The sequence below is a fragment of the Blastococcus sp. SYSU D00868 genome (assembly GCF_054050575.1).
Genome location: NZ_JBJGZO010000008.1, coordinates 95,118 through 113,286, shown reverse-complemented (window position 1 = coordinate 113,286; position 18,169 = coordinate 95,118). Strand labels below are relative to the sequence as shown.

Genomic DNA, 18,169 nt, shown 5'->3' with positions numbered 1-18,169 from the left:
GTGTCGGTTCCTTCCTCAGACCCCGTGGTTCTGCAGCCAGAGCTCCAGCAGCCCGAGCTGCCACAGCTTGTTGCCCCGCAGTGGCGTGAGCCCGCCGTTCGGGTCGCCGAGCAGGCCCTCGACGTACTCCGGCCGGAACAGGGCCCGGTCACGGGCGGCATCGCTGCTCAGCGCGTCGCGGACCAGGTCGAGCACCTTGCCCTCGAGGTGGGTGATCGCCGGCACCGGGAAGTAGCCCTTGGGCCGGTCGATGACCTCCGGCGGGATGATCCGGCGGCCGATGGCCTTGAGCACGCCCTTGCCGCCGTCGGCCAGCTTCAGCTCCGGCGGGCAGGCGGCGGCCAGCTCCACCAGGTCGTGGTCGAGGAAGGGCACGCGGGCCTCCAGGCCCCACGCCATGCTCATGTTGTCCACCCGCTTGACCGGGTCGTCGACGAGCATGACCTCGCTGTCCAGGCGCAGCCCGGCATCCACCGCCGTCTCGGCGCCCGGCGCCTCCATGTGCGCGGCCACGAACGCCCGGCTGACGTCCTCGTCGAGCGCGTACCGCTGCGAGACCACCTGCAGCAGCTCGGCGTGGGTGCGGTCGAAGAACGCCGCGGCGTAGCGGTCCACGGCCTCGCCGCGGGGGACGCCGGCCAGCGGCGGGTACCAGTGGTAGCCGGCGAAGACCTCGTCGGCGCCCTGCCCGGACTGCACCACCCGGATCGACTGGCTGACCCGCTCCGAGAGCAGGTCGAAGGCGACGACGTCGTGGCTGACCATCGGCTCGGCCATCGCGCCGATGGCGTGGCCGAGCGCGCCGGCCAGCTCGTCGGAGCCCACCCGGATGCGGTGGTGGTCGGTGGCGAACCGCTCGGCGATGACGTCGGAGTACTGGAACTCGTCGCCCTCGCGGCCGCCGACGGACTCGAAGCCGATGCTGTACGTGGCCAGGCCGGTCTGCCCCTCCTGGGCGAGCAGCCCGACGATCAGGCTGGAGTCCAGCCCGCCGGAGAGCAGCACGCCGACCGGGATGTCGGCCACCAGCCGGCGGCGGACGGCGACGCGCAGCGCCTCCTCGATCGCGTCCTCCCAGTCGCGGGACGACCAGTTCGCGTGCTCGGCGCGGCGCTCGTACGCCGGCGCCCAGTACCGGTCCTCGCGGCTGGTGCCGTCGGCCTCGACGACCCGGACGGTGGCCGGGGGGAGCTTGCGGACGCCGTTGAGGATCGTCCGCGGCGCGGGGACGACGGCGTGCCAGGTGAGGTAGTGGTGCAGCGCGACCGGGTCGATGGAGGTGTCGACGTCCCCGGCGCGCAGCAGCGCGGGCAGCGTGGAGGCGAACCGCAGCCGGCCGGGCGTCTCGGCGAGGTACAGCGGCTTGATGCCCAGCCGGTCGCGGGCCAGGACCACCCGGCCGGTGTCGCGCTCGTGGACGACGAACACGAACATGCCGTGCAGGTGGTCGACGACGTCGGTGCCCCAGTGGTGGTAGCCCTTGAGGATCACCTCGGTGTCGGAGGTGGAGAAGAAGCGGTAGCCGTGGCCCTCGAGCTCGGCCCGCAGCTCCTTGTAGTCGTAGATGCAGCCGTTGAAGACGGCGGTCAGGCCGAGCTCGTTGTCGACCATCGGCTGGCCGCCGGCGGCGGACAGGTCGATGACCGAGAGCCGGCGGTGACCGAAGGCCACCCGCCCGGCGCTCCACATGCCCTGCCCGTCGGGGCCGCGGGGCACGAGCTGGTCCACCATCCGCCCGACCGCGGTGGTGTCGGCGAGCGTGCCGTCGAACCTGATCTCGCCGGAGAGGCCGCACATACGAGACGATCCAACCCGAGACGACCGGGGATCGCGACGCGAGACGGCGCGTCGTGAGCGGCGTCACGGCGGTTCCACGTGGAACGCCGCGACGCCGCCCACCCGCTCAGCGCAGGGCGGCGACCGCCGCCACGACGTCGACCAGGCCCGCGCCCTTGTCGAAGGACGTCGTCCGCCCGCCGACCGTGGTGTACGCCGCGCCGTCGGCGTAGCGGTGCGCGGTGCCGACCAGCGCGGCCTCGATCTCCGCCGGCGTCGCGGTCGGGTCAGCCTGGAACAGCTGGGCCACGATCCCGGCCACGTGCGGCGCGGCCATCGACGTCCCGCTGATCGTGTTGAACGTGCCGACGTCGAGCAGGCCGGGGCCGTTGCGCGGGTCCAGCCCCGTGGCGCAGATCGGCAGGTACAGCCGGCAGGACGACGTGATGGTGTCGCCGGGCGCGGACAGGTCCGGCCAGGTCGAGGGGTCGGCCGCGGCGCCGCGCGAGGAGAACTCGCTGACCACGCCGTCCCGGGTGCCGGTCTCCTGGTCGGAGTAGGACGCCACGGAGATGATGCCGCCGGTCGGGTCCTGGCCGGGCGGGTTGGTCAGCGAGGCCGAGCCGTCGCCGCCGTCGTTGCCGGCCGCCCACACGGTGACCACGCCCTCGGCGGCCAGCGCCCGCTGCAGCTTGACCGTCGCCGAGTCGGAATCGAACGCCCCGCCCCCGGACGGGCCGTAGGAGTTGTTCGTGACCCGGATCGGCGGGCAGACGTCCGCGGGGACGCCCGCGCCGCACGGCGCCGCATGGTTCTCCAGCACCCAGTTGAGCGCCGAGTCGGCGCCGACGATGAGCAGCGCGGCGCCGGTCGAGATGGACACGATGCTGGCGCCGGGGGCCGCGCCCTGCAGCCGGCCGCCGTCGGACAGGGTGGTCGGGCGGCCGGCGACGATGCCGGTGACGTGCGTGCCGTGCCCGCCCACGGCGAGCGTGTCGGTGTCCACGACGGTCGGCACCGGGACGACGCAGTCGGGCGTCGTCACCGTCTCGACCAGGCAGAGGCTCTTCAGGCTGGCCACCACCGCGCTGGAGCCGTCGGCGCCGTGCAGGTAGGGGTGGGTGGGGTCGACGCCGGAGTCGATGACGGCGACGGAGACGCCGCGGCCGTCCAGCGGCCGGCCGTCGGCGCCGATGAGCGTGGCGACCGCCTCGGCGCCGCGGGTGGCGGTGTTCGACGTCTCCTGCGCGAACTCGATCGGGGCGTTGCCCTCGAGGTAGGTGACGCCGGGCTCGGCCCGGACCGCCTCGACCTGGGCGGCGGTCCCGCGCGCGACGACGACGCCGATCCGCTCGAACTCGGTCACCGGGCGCAGGCCCGCGGCGGCGACGGCGTCCCGCGCGGCGTCCGCGTCGGTGCCGTGCACGAGCACCGTGGTCGGCACCGCGGCCGCCAGCCCGGCCAGCTGGCCGGCCAGGAAGTCCTGCACCGGGGCGAGCGGCGCCGGGGGAGCGGCCTGGGCGGGGGTGGCGGCGAAGAGGGCCCCGGCGACCAGTGCGGCCAGGCTCCCTCCCCCCACGAGTCGACGGGCGGACCGGGTCATGGGCTCTCCTCGGCGCTGGGGCGAGCGGATGGGGTGCGCCCTGTCCGAACGAGCGGGCGTGCGCCAGGTCACGGCCGGCCGGCGTCGTCGTCCTCCCTCACCGCAGCGCGTCCTCCCTCACCGCAGCGGGTCCTCCCTCACCGCCCACCCCGAGGGAGGACACGCCACGATCAGGTCACCTGATCCCGGCCGGGCGGCCGGGGTTGCCACGCGCGGGGGAGGGGCAGGAGCGCGAGCATGCAGACACGCACTCTGGGTCAGCTCACCGTCCCCGCCATGGGCCTGGGCTGCATGGGGATGAGCGAGTTCTACGGCACGGGCGACCAGGGCGAGGCGGAGCGCACCATCCAGCGCGCCCTCGACCTCGGCGTCACGTTCCTCGACACCGCCGACATGTACGGGCCGTTCACCAACGAGCGGCTGGTCGGCCGCGCGATCGCCGGGCGCCGCGACGAGGTGGTGCTGGCGACGAAGTTCGGCAACGAGCGCGGGGAGGACGGCTCCTTCCGCGGCATCAACGGCCGGCCGGACTACGTGCGCCGGGCCTGCGACGCCTCGCTGCAGCGCCTCGGCGTCGACGTGATCGACCTCTACTACCAGCACCGGGTCGACACCGCCGTCCCGGTGGAGGACACCTGGGGCGCCCTGCGCGAGCTGGTGGACGCCGGCAAGGTCCGCGCCACCGGGATCTCCGAGGCCGCGCCCGAGACGATCCGGCGGGCGCACGCGGTGCAGCCGGTGACGGCGGTGCAGACCGAGTACTCGCTGTGGACCCGCGACCCCGAGGACGACGGCGTCCTCGCCACCTGCGCCGAGCTCGGCATCGGCTTCGTCGCCTACTCGCCGATCGGCCGGGGCTTCCTGTCCGGGCAGATCCGCAGCGTCGACGACCTCGCCCCGGACGACTTCCGCCGGCACAACCCCCGCTTCCGGGGCGAGAACTTCGCCCGCAACCTCGAGCTGGTCGACCGGGTGCGGGAGATCGCCGAGGAGAAGGGCGTCACGGCCTCGCAGCTGGCGCTGGCGTGGGTGATGGCGCAGGGCGGCCGGGGCGGGAACCCGGAGATCGTGCCGATCCCGGGCACCAAGCGGGTGGCCTACCTGGAGGAGAACGCCGCGGCGGCGGGGGTGACGCTGACCGACGAGGACCTGCGCCGGCTCGACGAGGCCGCCCCGCGCGGGGCGACGGCGGGGGACCGCTACCCGGACATGAGCAGCGTCCACCGGTAGCGGTCGCGGCCCGGCGGCGGGCGGGCACGGCGACCGCGAGAGGATGGACGTCGTGCGCAGCGGAGCGGCCCGGTGACGACGTCGCTGGTCGTGGCCGTCACCGCGGCCGCCGTCCTGCTCGCGCTCGCCGGCCTGGCCTCCACCCTCACCCGGCGCCGGATCGGCCTGCTGCACCTGGCGCTGGCCGGCGTCCTCGAGGCGCTGCTCGTCCTCCAGGCGGTGCTGGCCGGCGTCCGGCTGGCCGGCGCCGACCTGCCCGAGACGGCGACGTTCCTGGGCTACCTGGCCGGGGTCCTGCTGCTGCCGGTCGCCGGCGTCCTGTTCGCGCGGACGGAGACCAGCCGGTGGGCGGGGACGGTCCTCGCGGTGCCGGCCGCCGCGGTGGCGGTCATGGTCTGGCGGCTGCTGCAGCTGTGGGAGGCCGGCGGTGGCTGACGCGGACCGGGCGGGGACCGCCCCGCCGGCGACCGGGCTGGGCCGCGTCCTGGTCGCCCTCTACGCCGTGTTCGCGCTGGCGGCCGGGTCGCGGGCCGCCGTCCAGCTGGCGACGCGCTTCGCCGAGGCGCCCCTGGCCTACCTGCTGTCGGCGCTGGCGGCGCTGGTCTACGTCGCCGCGGCGGTCGGGCTGCTGCGCGGCGGCCGCGGCGGGTGGCGCACCGCCCTCGTCGCGTGCGCGGTCGAGCTGGCCGGGGTGCTGGTGGTCGGCGTCCTGTCGCTGGCCGACCGGGCCGCGTTCCCGGACGAGACGGTGTGGTCGGGCTTCGGGCAGGGCTACGGCTACGTGCCGCTGGTGCTGCCGGTGCTGGGCCTGCTGTACCTGCGGGCGCAGGCTCAGAAGTCGCCGCCGCCGAAGTCGCCGTCGAAGCCCCCGCCGTCGAACCCGCCGCCGTCGTAGCCGCCGCCGAAGTCGCCCCCGCCGTAGTCCCCGCCGTCCGCGGCGTAGTCACCGCCGTCGCCGCCGTCGCCGCCGTCCGCTCCGGCGCCGTCCTGGTAGCCCTCGGCGTAGGCCTCCTCGTCGCCGCCGCCGAACAGGCCGCCGTCGCCGAGGCCCGTGTCGAACAGCGCGTCGGCGACCGCGGTGCCCACGACGAGGCCGCCGATGGTGCCGAGCATGGTGGCGCCGATCCCGGCGCCGATGCCGCCCATCCCGAAGCCGCCGCCGAAGCCCCGGCCGTACCCCGGGCCGTAGCCGGGGCCGTAGCCGGGACCGCCGTAGCCGGGCCCGTAGCCGCCGGGCCCGTAGCCGCCACCGGCGCCGGGTCCGAAGGCGCGCTCCAGCGTGCCCGGCTGGCGCAGCTCGGCCCGGGTGGCCGCGCGGGCCAGCGTCCGCGGGTCGTCGGAGCGGGGCCGCTCGCCCGAGGGGACCGCCGCGGCCAGCTGCACGAGCACCTGCTGCCGCTGGTCCGGGGTGAGCTGGGCGAACGCCTCCGCGTGCGCCTCCTCGATCTGGTCCGGCGGCGCGGTGCGCAGCAGGTACCGGTAGCGCTCGACGGCCTGCTGGTCGGTGAGCTGCCGGCCGCCGCCCGCGGCCGGCGGCGGGGACGGCTGCCGGTACCCGTCGTACCCGCCGTCGTAGCGGTCGTCGTAGCGATCGCCGTACCGGTCGTCGTGCCGGCGCGAGCGGCCGAAGAGGCGGTCGAGCAGTCCCATGGTGATCCCCTCCCGGACGGCGCGGTCGTCGGACGGACCGACCCCGTGCTGGGTGCCCGCTCGCCGGCGGCCCACACCTCGCACCGGGTCCCCGCTGGTCAGGCGTGCGGTCGTGGTGTCGGTCGCGCACGATCGTTTACGCTCAGGTGGTGCCGCCCGCCGACGACGACCTCCGGGTCGCGGACGTCATGACCCAGGTGGCAGGCACCGCCGCGGGGTCGCAGGCCGGGTCCCAGGCCGGGTCCCAGGCGGGCGTCGTGGCCAGCGCGAGCGCCGTCGTCTCCGAGTCGGGGAGCGCCGCGACCACCCTGCCGGGGGTGCTGGCCGACGCCCCGGTCGCCGTCCTGCTGATCGACCGGCAGGCGAGCACGGTCACCTTCGCCAACCCGGCCGCCGTGGAGCTGGCCGGCAACGTGCACCTGCCCGTGGGGATCGACGCGTGGGGCGCGGCCGCCGGCCTGACCGACCTGGGCGGCGCGCCGCTGGCGTCCACCAGCGGGCCGCTGTCCCTCGTGGCGCAGGGGCAGCCGGTGACCGGCGAGGCGGTGCGGCTGGTGCCGGGCCGCAGCACCGAGACGGCGCGCGCGGCGGCCGACGACGGCACCCGCGACCGGCTGCTGTGGGTCACCGGCTTCCCGCTGTCGCACGCGGGCAGCGACGGCCACCAGCTCTCCCTCGTCGTGTTCCTCGAGGTGGAGACCCCGGACGGCACCGCGGACCCCGACGCCGCGCTGCAGGCCCTGCGCGACCGGGCGGTCATCGCCACCGACATCGCGTTCACCATCAGCGACCCCCGCCAGGAGGAGGACCCGCTCATCTGGGTCAACCCCTCGTTCACGCGGATCACCGGCTACGGGTACGACGAGGCAGTGGGCCGCAACTGCCGGTTCCTGCAGGGCCCGGCCACCGACCCGGCCGCCGTCCAGGACATCCGGGAGGCGCTCGCCGAGCGGCGGGCGGTGACCACGACGCTGCTCAACCACCGCAAGGACGGCACCGCCTTCTGGAACCAGCTGTCCATCAGCCCGGTCTTCGACGGCGAGGGCGAGCTGGTGAGCTTCGTCGGGGTGCAGACCGACGTGACCGAGCGGGTCCGCGTCGAGCACGAGCGGGAGACCGCCTTCGCCGCCGAGCAGACCGCCCGTCGCGAGGCCGAGCTCGCCCGCGCCACCGCCGAGCAGGCCCGCGCCGACGCCGAGGGGGCGCGCAGCCAGGCCGAGCAGGCCACCAACCGGCTGGCGCTGATGGCCGAGGCGACCAGCACACTGATCGCCACGCTGGACATGTCCGACCTGCTCGACCGGCTGGCCGGGCTGTGCGTGCCGCTGCTCGCCGACTGGGTGTTCCTCACCCTCGTCGACGAGCACGGGGACGTCGTCGAGACCGCCTACCGGCACCGCGACGGCCGGGAGCCGGAGCTGCGCACGCTCAGCACCGTGCACGCCCTGCACCTGCCGCCGGGCTCGCCGAGCCGGCAGAGCATGCGCAGCGGCCGCCCGACGCTGATCGACCACGACCGCGCGCGGCTGGAGGGTGCGTTCGCCTCCGACGCCGCCCGCCGCGCGTTCGACGCGCTCGGCGGCCACTCGGTGCTGACGGTGCCGATGGTCGCCCGCCGCCGCACGCGCGGTGCCATGGCGCTGGTGCTGGCCGACGAGGACCGCACGTTCACCCCGTCGGACGTCGACCTCGCCGAGGACCTCGCCCGCCGCGCCGCCCTGGCGATGGACAACGTGCGCCTCTACCAGCAGGAGCACGCGGTGGCCGACACGCTGCAGCGCTCGCTGCTGCCCGAGCTGCCGGAGATCGCCGGCCTCACCGCGGCCGCCCACTACGTCAGCGCCTCCACCGCCGCCGACGTCGGCGGGGACTTCTACGACCTGCTGCAGCTGCCCGACCGGTCGGTCGGGCTGGTCATCGGTGACGTCGTGGGGCACGACATCGCCGCGGCGGCGGCCATGGGGCACCTGCGCGGGCTCATCCGCGCCTGCGTCTGGGACGCCCCCGACCCCGACCCGGGCGTCGTCCTCGGGCGGGTCGACCGGCTGGTCCAGGGGCTGCGGGTCGCCTCCATGGCCACGATGGCCTACGCCCGCGCCGTTCCGCCGGCCGAGCCGGGCGGGCCCTGGCGGGTGCACGTCGCCGACGCGGGGCACCCGCCGCTGCTGCTGCGCGAGCCCGGCGGCGGGGTGCGCACCCTCTCGGAGGTCCGGGGGCTGCTGGTCGGGGTGGACGAGGGGGCGCGGCGCCCCACCACGGTGCTCGACGTCGACCCGGGCTCGACCCTGCTCGCCTACACCGACGGGCTGATCGAGCGTCCGGGCGTCGACCTGGACCTGGGCATCGCCGAACTGGTCGCCCGGATCGAGGGGACCCCGCCCGGCGCCGACCCGGGGGCCCTGTGCGACGCGGCCGTCGCCGGCCGCCTGCACGGCGGGGACGACGTCGCGGTGCTCGCCGTCCGGCTCGGCTGAGACGCGACGGGCGCGCCCTCACGGGCGTCGTCCCCGCCCCGGGCCCACCGGCCGCTCAGGGGCCGACGCCGGCGCCCGTTGTGCGCTCCTCCACGTCACCGCGCCCGCAGGACGTGGACACGCGCACACTCGCCCAGCGTTCGCTCAGCGCCGGGGCGGGGCCGCCGGTCAGCCGTCGGAGCCGGGACCGCCGTCGAGCAGCCCGTAGCCGCCGCGGTGGAACAGCAGCGGCCGCCGGGCCGCGTCGGCGCCGAGGTCCAGCACCCGCCCGGCGACCAGCGTGTGGTCCCCGCCGTCGTACTCGGCCCACAGCGCGCAGTCGATCCAGGCGACGACGCCGTCCAGCACCGGCTGGCCCTGCGGGCTGGGCCGCCAGGGCACGCCGGCGAACCGGTCGGCCGCGGAGCCCGCGAACCGGGCCGACAGCGCGGTCTGGTCCTCGGCCAGCACGTTCACGCAGAACCGGCCCAGCTCGCGCAGCCGCGGCCACGTCCGCGAGGAGCGGGCCGGCGCGAAGACGATCAGCGGCGGGTCCAGCGACAGCGAGCTGAAGGACTGGCAGGTGAACCCGAGCGGACCGGCCCCGGTCGCGGCGGTGACCACGGTGACGCCGGAGGCGAAGTGGCCCATCACCTCGCGCATGAGCCCGGGCTCCACCGCCTCGACGGGACCCCCGGGGGAGGGGAGGGCGGCGCTCACGGCATCGAGTCCATCACGACCCGGCGGCCGCCTGCTCCGTGACCCTCGGCACGGACCGCCCGCCGGCCCGGTACAGCGAGCTCGGCAGGTCGTGGCCGACCGCCCGCTCGGTGACGGCTGCGGCGGCGAGGACGGCGTCGAGGTCCAGCCCGGTGTGCACGCCGGACTCCTCGAGCATGTACACGAGCTCCTCGGTGGCGATGTTGCCGCTGGCCCCGGGGGCGAACGGGCAGCCGCCCAGCCCGCCCACGGAGGAGTCGAGCTGGGTCACCCCGGCCTGGATCGCGGCCAGCGCGTTGGCCTGGCCGGTGCCCCGGGTGTCGTGGAAGTGCACGCCGACCGGCACGCCCGGGCACACCCGCCGGACGGCGTCGAGCAGCCGGACCACCCGCATCGGCGTGGTCGTCCCGATGGTGTCGCCCAGGCACAGCCGGTCGGCGCCGGCGGTGACCGCGGCGCGGGCGACGTCCACGGTGCGGGCGATCGGGGTGCGGCCGTCGAACGGGCAGTCCCAGGCGGTCGCGATGATCACCTCGAGGGTGCCACCGGCGCGGTGGGACAGCCCAGCGATCTCCCCGACCGCCCCGACCGCCTCGGCGGTCCCGCGCCCGGCGTTGGCCCGGCTGTGCCCGTCGGAGGCGGAGACGACGTACTCCAGGTCGGGGACGCCGGCGTCCACCGCCCGCACCGCCCCGCGGGCGTTGGCCACGAGCGCGGAGAACGCCACGCCGCTCCAGCGGCCGAGCTCCGCGGCCACCTGGTCCGCGTCGGCCAGCGCCGGCACGGCCCGGGGCGACACGAACGACGTCGCCTCGATGCGGCGCACCCCGGTGGCGACGAGGGCCTCCAGCATCGCGAGCTTGCCCGCCAGCGGAACGGGCGCCTCCAGCTGGAGCCCGTCGCGCATGCCGACCTCGCGGATGTCGACGGCGGGCGGGAGGACCAGGTCGAAGGGGTCCCTGTCGTCGAGGTGCACGGTCTCTCCTCTGCTCGTCCGCTCGCGCTCGTCGCCATCGTCCTCCCTCCCGGGGAACGACCAACACCACGTTCCACGTGGAACGGATCGGGGCATGACGGGAGATCGGACGGGCCGAACCGTCACAGGGGGCGACCAGGATGCTCGCTGAGGAGGTGGGACGTGGCCGAGTCGGCGAACGGGGGAGCGGTGGTTGAGGCGCGCCCGGTCGTGGTCGGCGCCGCGTTCGCGCACGCTCCGCTGGGCATGGCCGTCTGCGGGACCGACGGTGAGTTCCTCGCGGTCAACCCGGCGCTGGAGCGGCTGGTCGGCCGGCCGGCGGGCCAGCTGACCGGCGCCTCGCTGTTCGACCTGACCGAGCCCGCCGAGCGGCCGGCGGCCCGCGAGGCCTGCGCCTCCCTGCAGCTGCGGCCCGAGACCACCTCCCGGCTGGAGACCCGGCTGCTGCACGCCGACGGCAGCGCCGTCCCGGTGCAGATGACCGCGTCGGCGATGGCGGCGGAGGAGCCCACGCACCTGGTCGTCGTCGTCGAGGACATCACCGACCGCAAGGCGCTCGAGGCCCAGCTGGTGCACCGCTCGCTGCACGACCCGCTGACCGGCCTGCCGAACCGGATCCTGTTCGGCGACCGGCTGCGGCACGCCCTCGAGCGCGGGCACCGGGAGCGGACGCCGACCTGCGTGCTGATCGTCGACCTCGACGGCTTCAAGGCGGTCAACGACGAGTACGGCCACCCGATGGGCGACGCCGTCCTGGTGGCGTTCGCCGAGCGGCTGACCTCGGTGCTGCGGGCCAGCGACACCGCCGCCCGGCTGGGCGGCGACGAGTTCAGCATCGTCTGCGAGAACACCGAGCCGCCCGAGGCCGAGGTGCTCGCCGACCGGCTGCGCACGACCGTCCTCGAACCGCTGGACATCGAGGGCACCCGCATCCCGCTGGGCATGAGCGTCGGGATCGGCGTCGCCGAGCCCGGGGCCGACCCGGACGAGGCCTGCGAGCGGGTGGTCCGCAGCGCCGACGACGCGATGTACGCCGACAAGCACCGGACCCGCTGAGCGGACGCCCGTCAGGAGGGCGGGGCGCTCCCGACCCAGCCGAGGGTGGCCGGCAGCCGGGCGAAGACGGCGGTGAGCACCGGCAGCGCGCCGGCCAGCAGCACGAAGGAGGCGATGCCGACGACGGCGTCGTCGTCGAAGCTCCCCGCGCCCACGAGCAGCGCGACGAGCAGGACGGCGACCGCGGCCAGCGCCGAGCCGAACAGCAGGGTCGGGGAGCGGCGGGCCAGCAGCCGCACGGCGCCGGCGATCATCCCGGCGGCGCACGGCAGGCCGAGGACGAGCACGACCGTCGCGGCGTCGTCCTCCCCGGTGAGCACGGCGATCAGGAAGCCGAGCGAGCCGAGCAGCGTGAGCCCGCCGGTGACGAAGCCCAGCACGGCCGCCGCGGTGGCGACCCCCGGCCGGCCGGGGCCGTGCGGCCAGGTCGGCGGCGCCGCGCCGGGCCAGGCCGGGCCGTACCCCGGCGGGTACGGCGACGGCGGGTACGGCGCCGGCGGGTACGGCGCCGGCGGACCGTAGGGCGGCTGCCCGTACCCGTACGGGGGGACGGCGGGCGGACCCGGCGGGGGACCGTAGGCGGGCGGCCCCTCGTACCCGGGCTCCTGCGACCAGTGACCGTGCGTGCTCATCGCCGACGAGTCTGCGGGCGCGGCGGCCCTCCTGTCCCGGAGCGGGCGCGGCGAGTCCCCCGCCGGGGTCAGCCGCCCAGCGCCGCGGTGACCACCTCGCGGGCCTCCTGCTGCACCCGGGCCAGGTGCTCGGGGCCGTGGAAGGACTCGGCGTAGACCTTGTAGACGTCCTCGGTGCCGGAGGGGCGGGCGGCGAACCAGGCGTTCTCGGTGACCACCTTGAGCCCGCCGATCGCGGCGTCGTTGCCCGGCGCGCGGGTCAGCTTCGCGGTGATCGGCTCGCCGGCCAGCTCGGAGGCCCGGACGTCCTCGGGGGACAGCCGCCCCAGCGCCGCCTTCTGCTCGCGGGTCGCCGGGGCGTCCACCCGCGCGTAGGCCGACTCGCCGTACCGCGCGGTGAGCTCGCCGTGCAGCTGGGACGGCGACCGGCCGGTCACCGCCTGGATCTCGCTCGCCAGCAGCGCCAGCAGGATGCCGTCCTTGTCCGTCGTCCACACCCCGCCGTCGCGGCGCAGGAACGAGGCGCCGGCCGACTCCTCGCCGCCGAACCCGACCGACCCGTCGAGCAGCCCCGGCACGAACCACTTGAACCCGACCGGCACCTCGACCAGCCGCCGGCCGAGGCCCGCGACCACCCGGTCGATGAGCGACGAGGACACCAGGGTCTTGCCGACGGCGACGTCGGCCCCCCAGCCGTCGCGGTGCGCGAACAGGTACGAGATCGCGACGGCGAGGAAGTGGTTGGGGTTCAGCAGCCCGCCGTCGGGGGTGACGATGCCGTGCCGGTCGGCGTCGGCGTCGTTGCCGGTCGCGATGGCGTAGTCGGCGCGCTTGCCGATGAGCGAGGCCATGGCCGACGGCGACGAGCAGTCCATCCGGATCCTGCCGTCCCAGTCCAGGGTCATGAACCGCCACGTGGGGTCGACCAGCGGGTTGACCACGGTGAGGTCGAGCCGGTGCCGCTCGGCGATCGCGGCCCAGTAGTCGACCGACGCCCCGCCGAGCGGGTCGGCGCCGATGCGCACGCCGGCGTCGCGGACGGCGTCGAGGTCCAGCACCTGCGGCAGGTCGTCGACGTAGGTGCCGACGAAGTCGTACGCCTGCGCTGCGGCGCGGGCCCGGGCGAACGGCACGCGCCGCACGCCGTCGAGGCCGGCCCGCAACAGCTCGTTGGCGCGGTCGGCGATCGCCTTCGTGGCGTCGGTGTCGGCCGGCCCGCCGTGCGGCGGGTTGTACTTGAACCCGCCGTCGCGCGGCGGGTTGTGCGACGGGGTGACGACGATGCCGTCGGCGAGGCCGCTCGTGCGTCCGCGGTTGGCGCGCAGGATCGCGTGGCTGACCGCCGGGGTGGGCGTGTACCGGTCGGCGGCGTCGACGAGCACGGTGACGTCGTTGGCGGCCAGCACCTCCAGCGCGCTGGCCCAGGCCGGCTCGCTCAGCGCGTGGGTGTCGCGGCCGAGGAACAGCGGGCCGTCGACGCCCTGCGCGGCGCGGTACTCGCAGATCGCCTGGGTGGTGGCGAGGATGTGCGCCTCGTTGAACGCCGCGTCGAACGCCGAGCCGCGGTGGCCCGACGTCCCGAACGCCACCTGCTGCGCCGGGTCGGCCGGGTCCGGCTCGAGCGTGAAGTAGGCGGTGACCAGGGACGCGACGTCCACCAGGTCGCTGGGCTGGGCGGGCTGACCGGCACGGACGTCGCTCATGGGCCGATCCTCGCGCCCCTGCCGGGTCAGCGGCGACCCGGCCCCCGCTCCCGCAGCAGGCGGGCCGGGGCGCGGCGGGCCCAGGCCTCCTCGAGCAACTCGGCCACCAGGTCCGGCGCGGCGGCGGGCAGGTCCACCCGGACGCCGGACAGCGCCTTCCCCCACCACAGCAGGCCGCACGGCCCGCCCTCGACCGCCCGCGCGGTGGACTCGTCCAGCAGCACGTTGAGCTGGACGTCGCTCCACTGGGTGGCGAGCACCTTCGTGCCGAGCCGGTAGGCGGTGCGGCCGTGGTGGTCGCCCTCGGTCACCTCGGGCAGGGCGAGGGCGAGCCCGCGGACGTCGTCGGGCGTCACGAGCGCGGCGCCCCGCGGTAGCTGCCCACGCTCCAGCTGTTGCCCTCGGGGTCGCGGACGGAGAACTCGAGGCCGCCGTACGGCGGGGACTCCAGCGGCCGGAGGACGTCGGCGCCGGCGGCCTGCACCCGCGCCCAGACGGCCTCGACGTCGTCGGTGACCAGGTAGGCGCCGGTGGCGCCCGGCTTGACCGCCCAGCCGCCGTCGTCGCGGGCCGAGCCGAGCATCACGCCGCCGCCGGGCGGCCAGGCGAGCTCGGCGTGCACCACGAGATCGCCGTCGCGGACGACGAGGGTCTCGGTGAAGCCGAGGACGTCGACCAGCCAGCGGATCAGGGCGGGGGCGTCGGTGGCGCGGAAGGCGGGCCAGACGGTGGGGGCCGGGGCGTTCTGCGGGTTCGTCATGCCGCCGACCCTGCCGCGAGCACGACCCCGCCGTCTTGGACGAATCCGAACTCCGCGTCGAGCCAGCGCAGCGGGGAGAGCCCGGTGAACGCCCGCCAGTCCCGGGTCAGGTGCGACTGGTCGGCGTAGCCGGCCGCGGCGGCCAGCCCGGCGAGGTCCGGAGGACCCCCGGCCGCGACGCGGGCGGCCAGGGTGCGCCGGGCGCGGTCGAACCGGACCACCCGCGCCGCCTCCTTCGGGCCCAGGCCGGTCTCGGCGCGGAACCGGGCGGTGAGGTGCCGCTCGGACCAGCCGACCCGCCGCGCGAGCTCGGCCACCCGCAGCCGCCCGCCGGAGACCGTCGTCAGCCGCCACGCCTCGGCGACCTCGGCCGGCGGCCCGCCGGTCCCGCGAGCCGCACGCAGGAGCACGTCCTCCACCGCGGCGAACCGCGCGGCCCAGCCGCGCGCCGACCGGACCCGCTCCAGCATCTCGCCGGTCAGCCGGGCCCCGAGGACGTCCTCCACCCCCACGTCCACCGACACCAGGGCCGACGCCGGCACGCCGAGCAGCGCGCGCACGCCCATCGGGGCGAGCGCCAGCTGGATCCCCTCCTGGCGCCCGGGGTGGGCGAGCAGCGCGGGACGGGTGTGCAGGCCGCCCAGGATGCTGTCGAAGGCCCCGGGGCGCTGCGCCGGGTCGGCATGCGCCATCACCACCAGCGGTGCGTCCACCGGCAGCACCAGGGTGAGGAACGGCGAGGGCAGCCCGCGGTGGACGCCGGGGTCGAGCCCCTCCTGCCGGTAGCCGACCGCGCCGGCGACCAGCCCGCTCAGCGGCCCCGCCGGCCGGTGCACGACGAACTCGCTGGTCACCGCCCCAGGATGGCAGCGGCCGGGCCACGCCTCCAGCCCCCGGCCGGGCAGCTCAGGCCTCGACGGCGTCCAGGCCCTACCGTTGCTCGACCACGTCGAGGAAGCGGCGCAGGGTCTCCAGGAAGACCTCGGGCTGCTCGGAGTGCACCCAGTGCCCGGCGCCCTTGATCCGGACCAGCCGGGTGTGCGGGAAGAGCTCGTCCATCCGCGGCCGGTCCTCGGGCAGCACGTAGTGACTGGTCGCGCCCGCCACCCACAGCACCGGCCCGTCGAAGGTCGCGCCCGGCGGCGGGTCGGGGAAGCCGCGCAGCTCGCCGAGGTCGCGGCCGAGCAGGTCGAGGTTGAGCCGCCAGCGCCAGCCGCCGTCGGCACCCAGACCCTCCCGCACGAGCGACTGCAGCAGGAAGGAGCGCACCATCCGGCTGGGTACCGCCTCCCGCAGCGCGGCGTCCGCCTCGTCCCGCGTCTTCAGCCGGTCGAGGTCGAGCGCCTTCATGGCGGCGATGAACGCCGCGAAGGGGGAGGCCTCCTCGTCCGGGTCGTCGGTCCGGCCGCCGGTCTCGGGGTAGGCGACCGGGGCGACGTCGACGACGACGAGGGCCCGCAGCAGCTCCGGCCGGCGCAGCGCCAGCTGCATCGCGACCTTGCCGCCCATCGAGTGCCCGACCAGCGTCACCGGCTCGCCGGAGGACTCGAGCTCGGCGGCCACCAGCGCGGCCATGTCGACGTAGTCGACCCGGTCGGTCCACGGCGAGTGCCCGTGGTTGGGCAGGTCGAGCAGCGTGACCCGGTGCCGGTCGGTGAGCCCCTTGGCGATCGTCGTCCAGTTCTTCCCCTGGCCGAACAGCCCGTGCACGAACACCACCCGCGGGCCGGCCTCGCCCAGCGTGCGGGCGTGCAGCCGTTCCTCGGAGTTGACCGTCACCCGGCGATTCCACCAGATCCCGTCGGCCCGCCCGCCTACCGTCGTCGGCCGGACGACAGGGGGAGCTCCACATGCCCGGACGGCGCCGCCGGACCACCACCCGCGCGAGCGGCACCACCCGCACGGCGACCAGGCGGCGCGCGCCCGCCCGCCGCGCGGCCCCGGAGGTCCCCGACCTGCCGGTCGCCGGCCCGGGGGAGCGGGTGTGGGTGCTCGCCGTCCCGTTCCGCGCCCCGGCGCCGGGCGCCGTGTGGCACCCCGGGCTGCAGGCGCACGTGTGGGTCGGCCGGCAGCTGCCGCCGGAGCTCGCCGCGTACGACCCGGCGCCGTACACCCTGGAGCGGTTCCTCGAGGACGAGCTGAACGACGAGCCCCGCGCGCTGCCGCCGGTGAAGTCGCTGGAGCCGCGCGAGGAGCAGTGCACCGGCGCGGAGGCGGTCGTGGCGAGCGCCGCGGCCGGGCACCGGGTGTTCCTGCTGGGCGACGACCCGGGCGTCGGCAAGACCGGGACGGCGATCATGGCCGCCCGCGAGATCTGCGAGATGCGCAGCGGCGACCGGGTGCTCGTCGTCGCCGACCGCCCCGCCGCGATCACCATCCCGCACTGGACCCGGTCGATCGCCGGCTTCGGCGACGGCGGGCTGCGCTGGTGCGTCACCACCTGGGACCGGCTGGCCAAGGTCGCGGCGCTGCTCAGGACGGCGCCGCAGTTCGACGTCGTCATCGGCGACGAGGCGCACATGGTCCGGCACACGACCACCCAGCGCTGGAAGCACTGGAAGGCGGTCTCCGGCGCGGCGCGCGTGAAGGACGCCCCGTTCGTCGTCGCGGCCACGGCCACCCCGGCGCACACGCCGCTGGAGCTGCCCTACCTGGCCCCGCAGTTCGCCGCCCGGGCCGGGGAGCCGCTGCGGGCCTGGGCGGACCTGCCGGCGAAGCTGGCCGAGCACGGGTTCCACGTGGAACGGGGCCGCTACGGCTGGGCCTGGACCGAGGACCCCGACGAGCGCCGCGCCGACCTCGACCGGCTGCAGGAGTGGCTGACCGGCGGCGACCCGCCGGCGGCGCTGCACCGGTCGGCGCCGTGGGGGGCGGTGTCGGTGGGCGGCGCCGCGGTGGCGCTGAGCCCCGCCGAGCGGGCGAGCTACGAGGCCGAGTGGAACGAGTTCCGCGCCGAGATGCAGCTGGCACGCAGGGGCCGGCAGACCGCCCGCGGCCGCGCGGCCCTGCTCCGGTTCCGCCAGAAGGCGGGGCTCATCCGGGTGCCGGCGACCGTCGACTGGGTGCGAGCGCAGGTCGAGGCCGAGCGGCAGGTGGCCGTCTCGGTCGAGTTCGTGGAGACGGCGGCCGACCCGATCCGGGAGGCGCTGCTGGACGCCGGGATCGCCGTCGCCGGCATCTACGGCCGCGACCGGTTCGACGTCGAGGCCGAGCGGCTGCGCTTCCAGACCGGCGCCGCCCCGGTGTGCGTCTTCACCGTGACGGCGTCGATCAGCCTGCACGCCGGGGAGCTGCTGCCCGGGGGCGCGACCGCCACCGACACCCCGCGGGTCGGGCTGTTCCACCAGCCGCGGTTCTCCGGCATCCAGGCCCGCCAGGTCACCGGCCGCACCCACCGCGACGGGAGGACCTCGCCGTGGCGGGTGGCCTTCGCCGAGGACACCGTCGAGGAGCAGGTCGCCCGGGTGATGGTGGAGCGGCTGGCGGTCAGCGGCTCGACCGCCGGCGCGGACACCTCGTCGCTGCAGGAGATCGCCGAGCTGCTGGACGCCGACTGGCTGCCGAGCGCCGCGCTCACCGACGCCTGAGCCGCACCGCCGTCCCCGGAGCC

Annotated in this window: 17 protein-coding genes; 6 read left to right on the top strand and 11 right to left on the bottom strand. The window is 76.2% G+C overall.

All coding sequences use genetic code 11. The annotated features are described in order from the left end of the window. Nucleotides 1-15: 15 nt before the first annotated feature. Both ACI79F_RS09730 and ACI79F_RS09725 read right to left on the bottom strand, forming a co-directional pair. Nucleotides 16-1,797 (bottom strand): N-acetylglutaminylglutamine amidotransferase, encoded by a 1,782-nt coding sequence (locus ACI79F_RS09730; RefSeq protein WP_456544368.1) that lies wholly within the window; start codon nucleotides 1,795-1,797, stop codon nucleotides 16-18. 106 nt (nucleotides 1,798-1,903) lie between these two features. Further along, nucleotides 1,904-3,379, bottom strand: coding sequence for a S8 family peptidase (locus tag ACI79F_RS09725; protein ID WP_456544367.1), 1,476 nt, complete (start codon nucleotides 3,377-3,379; stop codon nucleotides 1,904-1,906). Between the two features lie 237 nt (nucleotides 3,380-3,616). Between ACI79F_RS09725 and ACI79F_RS09720 the strand changes: the two genes are divergently transcribed. The 3 genes from ACI79F_RS09720 (at nucleotide 3,617) to ACI79F_RS09710 (ending at nucleotide 5,504) form a co-directional block, all read left to right on the top strand. Further along, on the top strand, nucleotides 3,617-4,609 hold the full coding sequence (locus ACI79F_RS09720) for an aldo/keto reductase (protein ID WP_456544366.1): 993 nt from the start codon (nucleotides 3,617-3,619) through the stop codon (nucleotides 4,607-4,609). 72 nt (nucleotides 4,610-4,681) lie between these two features. Beyond that, complete coding sequence (locus tag ACI79F_RS09715) at nucleotides 4,682-5,044, top strand: hypothetical protein (protein ID WP_456544365.1); 363 nt, start codon at nucleotides 4,682-4,684, stop codon at nucleotides 5,042-5,044. Continuing rightward, entirely contained in the window at nucleotides 5,037-5,504 is a 468-nt protein-coding gene (locus ACI79F_RS09710; RefSeq protein ID WP_456544364.1) for a hypothetical protein, read from the top strand. The genes ACI79F_RS09715 and ACI79F_RS09710 overlap by 8 nt, the downstream gene beginning before the upstream one ends. Here ACI79F_RS09710 and ACI79F_RS09705 read toward each other — a convergent pair. Next, nucleotides 5,441-6,259 carry a hypothetical protein gene (locus ACI79F_RS09705; protein WP_456544363.1) on the bottom strand — a complete coding sequence of 273 codons (819 nt, stop codon included), beginning with the start codon at nucleotides 6,257-6,259 and terminating at the stop codon, nucleotides 5,441-5,443. The two genes, ACI79F_RS09710 and ACI79F_RS09705, sit on opposite strands and share 64 nt — an antisense overlap. A gap of 149 nt (nucleotides 6,260-6,408) precedes the next feature. Here ACI79F_RS09705 and ACI79F_RS09700 point away from each other — a divergent pair, with 149 nt between their 5' ends. Further along, nucleotides 6,409-8,733, top strand: a complete 2,325-nt coding sequence (locus ACI79F_RS09700; protein ID WP_456544362.1) for a SpoIIE family protein phosphatase — start codon at nucleotides 6,409-6,411, stop codon at nucleotides 8,731-8,733. A gap of 168 nt (nucleotides 8,734-8,901) precedes the next feature. Here ACI79F_RS09700 and ACI79F_RS09695 read toward each other — a convergent pair whose 3' ends face one another. Next, entirely contained in the window at nucleotides 8,902-9,432 is a 531-nt protein-coding gene (locus ACI79F_RS09695) for a flavin reductase family protein (protein ID WP_456544361.1), read from the bottom strand. 13 nt (nucleotides 9,433-9,445) lie between these two features. Then, the gene (locus ACI79F_RS09690; RefSeq protein WP_456544360.1) at nucleotides 9,446-10,408 is read right to left on the bottom strand and encodes a hydroxymethylglutaryl-CoA lyase; all 963 of its coding nucleotides are present in this window, start codon (nucleotides 10,406-10,408) and stop codon (nucleotides 9,446-9,448) included. A 162-nt stretch (nucleotides 10,409-10,570) separates the two neighbouring features. Here ACI79F_RS09690 and ACI79F_RS09685 point away from each other — a divergent pair, with 162 nt between their 5' ends. Further along, complete coding sequence (locus ACI79F_RS09685) at nucleotides 10,571-11,464, top strand: diguanylate cyclase domain-containing protein (RefSeq protein ID WP_456544359.1); 894 nt, start codon at nucleotides 10,571-10,573, stop codon at nucleotides 11,462-11,464. An 11-nt stretch (nucleotides 11,465-11,475) separates the two neighbouring features. On the opposite strand, the gene ACI79F_RS09680 is transcribed toward ACI79F_RS09685, so the two are convergent. The 6 genes from ACI79F_RS09680 to ACI79F_RS09655 all read right to left on the bottom strand — a co-directional run bounded on the left by ACI79F_RS09680 (nucleotide 11,476) and on the right by ACI79F_RS09655 (nucleotide 16,338). Continuing rightward, complete coding sequence (locus ACI79F_RS09680) at nucleotides 11,476-12,096, bottom strand: hypothetical protein (RefSeq protein ID WP_456544358.1); 621 nt, start codon at nucleotides 12,094-12,096, stop codon at nucleotides 11,476-11,478. 68 nt (nucleotides 12,097-12,164) lie between these two features. Further along, entirely contained in the window at nucleotides 12,165-13,799 is a 1,635-nt protein-coding gene (gene pgm / locus ACI79F_RS09675) for a phosphoglucomutase (alpha-D-glucose-1,6-bisphosphate-dependent) (RefSeq protein ID WP_456544357.1), read from the bottom strand. Nucleotides 13,800-13,825: 26 nt separating this feature from the next. Further along, nucleotides 13,826-14,155, bottom strand: a complete 330-nt coding sequence (locus ACI79F_RS09670) for a hypothetical protein (RefSeq protein WP_456544356.1) — start codon at nucleotides 14,153-14,155, stop codon at nucleotides 13,826-13,828. Then, nucleotides 14,152-14,559 (bottom strand): VOC family protein, encoded by a 408-nt coding sequence (locus tag ACI79F_RS09665; protein ID WP_456544355.1) that lies wholly within the window; start codon nucleotides 14,557-14,559, stop codon nucleotides 14,152-14,154. Before ACI79F_RS09665 ends, ACI79F_RS09670 begins: the two co-directional genes overlap by 4 nt. Continuing rightward, nucleotides 14,556-15,413: a helix-turn-helix domain-containing protein gene (locus ACI79F_RS09660; protein WP_456544354.1), complete on the bottom strand. Its 858-nt coding sequence runs from the start codon at nucleotides 15,411-15,413 to the stop codon at nucleotides 14,556-14,558. The genes ACI79F_RS09665 and ACI79F_RS09660 overlap by 4 nt, the downstream gene beginning before the upstream one ends. Before the next feature lie 76 nt (nucleotides 15,414-15,489). Then, the gene (locus tag ACI79F_RS09655; RefSeq protein WP_456544353.1) at nucleotides 15,490-16,338 is read right to left on the bottom strand and encodes an alpha/beta fold hydrolase; all 849 of its coding nucleotides are present in this window, start codon (nucleotides 16,336-16,338) and stop codon (nucleotides 15,490-15,492) included. A 71-nt stretch (nucleotides 16,339-16,409) separates the two neighbouring features. Here ACI79F_RS09655 and ACI79F_RS09650 point away from each other — a divergent pair, with 71 nt between their 5' ends. Then, complete coding sequence (locus tag ACI79F_RS09650) at nucleotides 16,410-18,146, top strand: helicase (protein WP_456544352.1); 1,737 nt, start codon at nucleotides 16,410-16,412, stop codon at nucleotides 18,144-18,146. Nucleotides 18,147-18,169 lie beyond the last annotated feature (23 nt).

Excerpts from the sequence above, each read along its gene's own strand:
- ACI79F_RS09705 (WP_456544363.1), bottom strand. The coding sequence starts at position 6,259 with ATGGGACTGCTCGACCGCCTCTTCGGCCGCTCGCGCCGGCACGACGAC.
- ACI79F_RS09680 (WP_456544358.1), bottom strand. The coding sequence starts at position 12,096 with ATGAGCACGCACGGTCACTGGTCGCAGGAGCCCGGGTACGAGGGGCCG.
- ACI79F_RS09720 (WP_456544366.1), top strand. The coding sequence starts at position 3,617 with ATGCAGACACGCACTCTGGGTCAGCTCACCGTCCCCGCCATGGGCCTG.
- pgm (WP_456544357.1), bottom strand. The coding sequence starts at position 13,799 with ATGAGCGACGTCCGTGCCGGTCAGCCCGCCCAGCCCAGCGACCTGGTG.
- ACI79F_RS09665 (WP_456544355.1), bottom strand. The coding sequence starts at position 14,559 with ATGACGAACCCGCAGAACGCCCCGGCCCCCACCGTCTGGCCCGCCTTC.
- ACI79F_RS09730 (WP_456544368.1), bottom strand. The coding sequence starts at position 1,797 with ATGTGCGGCCTCTCCGGCGAGATCAGGTTCGACGGCACGCTCGCCGAC.
- ACI79F_RS09650 (WP_456544352.1), top strand. The coding sequence starts at position 16,410 with ATGCCCGGACGGCGCCGCCGGACCACCACCCGCGCGAGCGGCACCACC.
- ACI79F_RS09725 (WP_456544367.1), bottom strand. The coding sequence starts at position 3,379 with ATGACCCGGTCCGCCCGTCGACTCGTGGGGGGAGGGAGCCTGGCCGCA.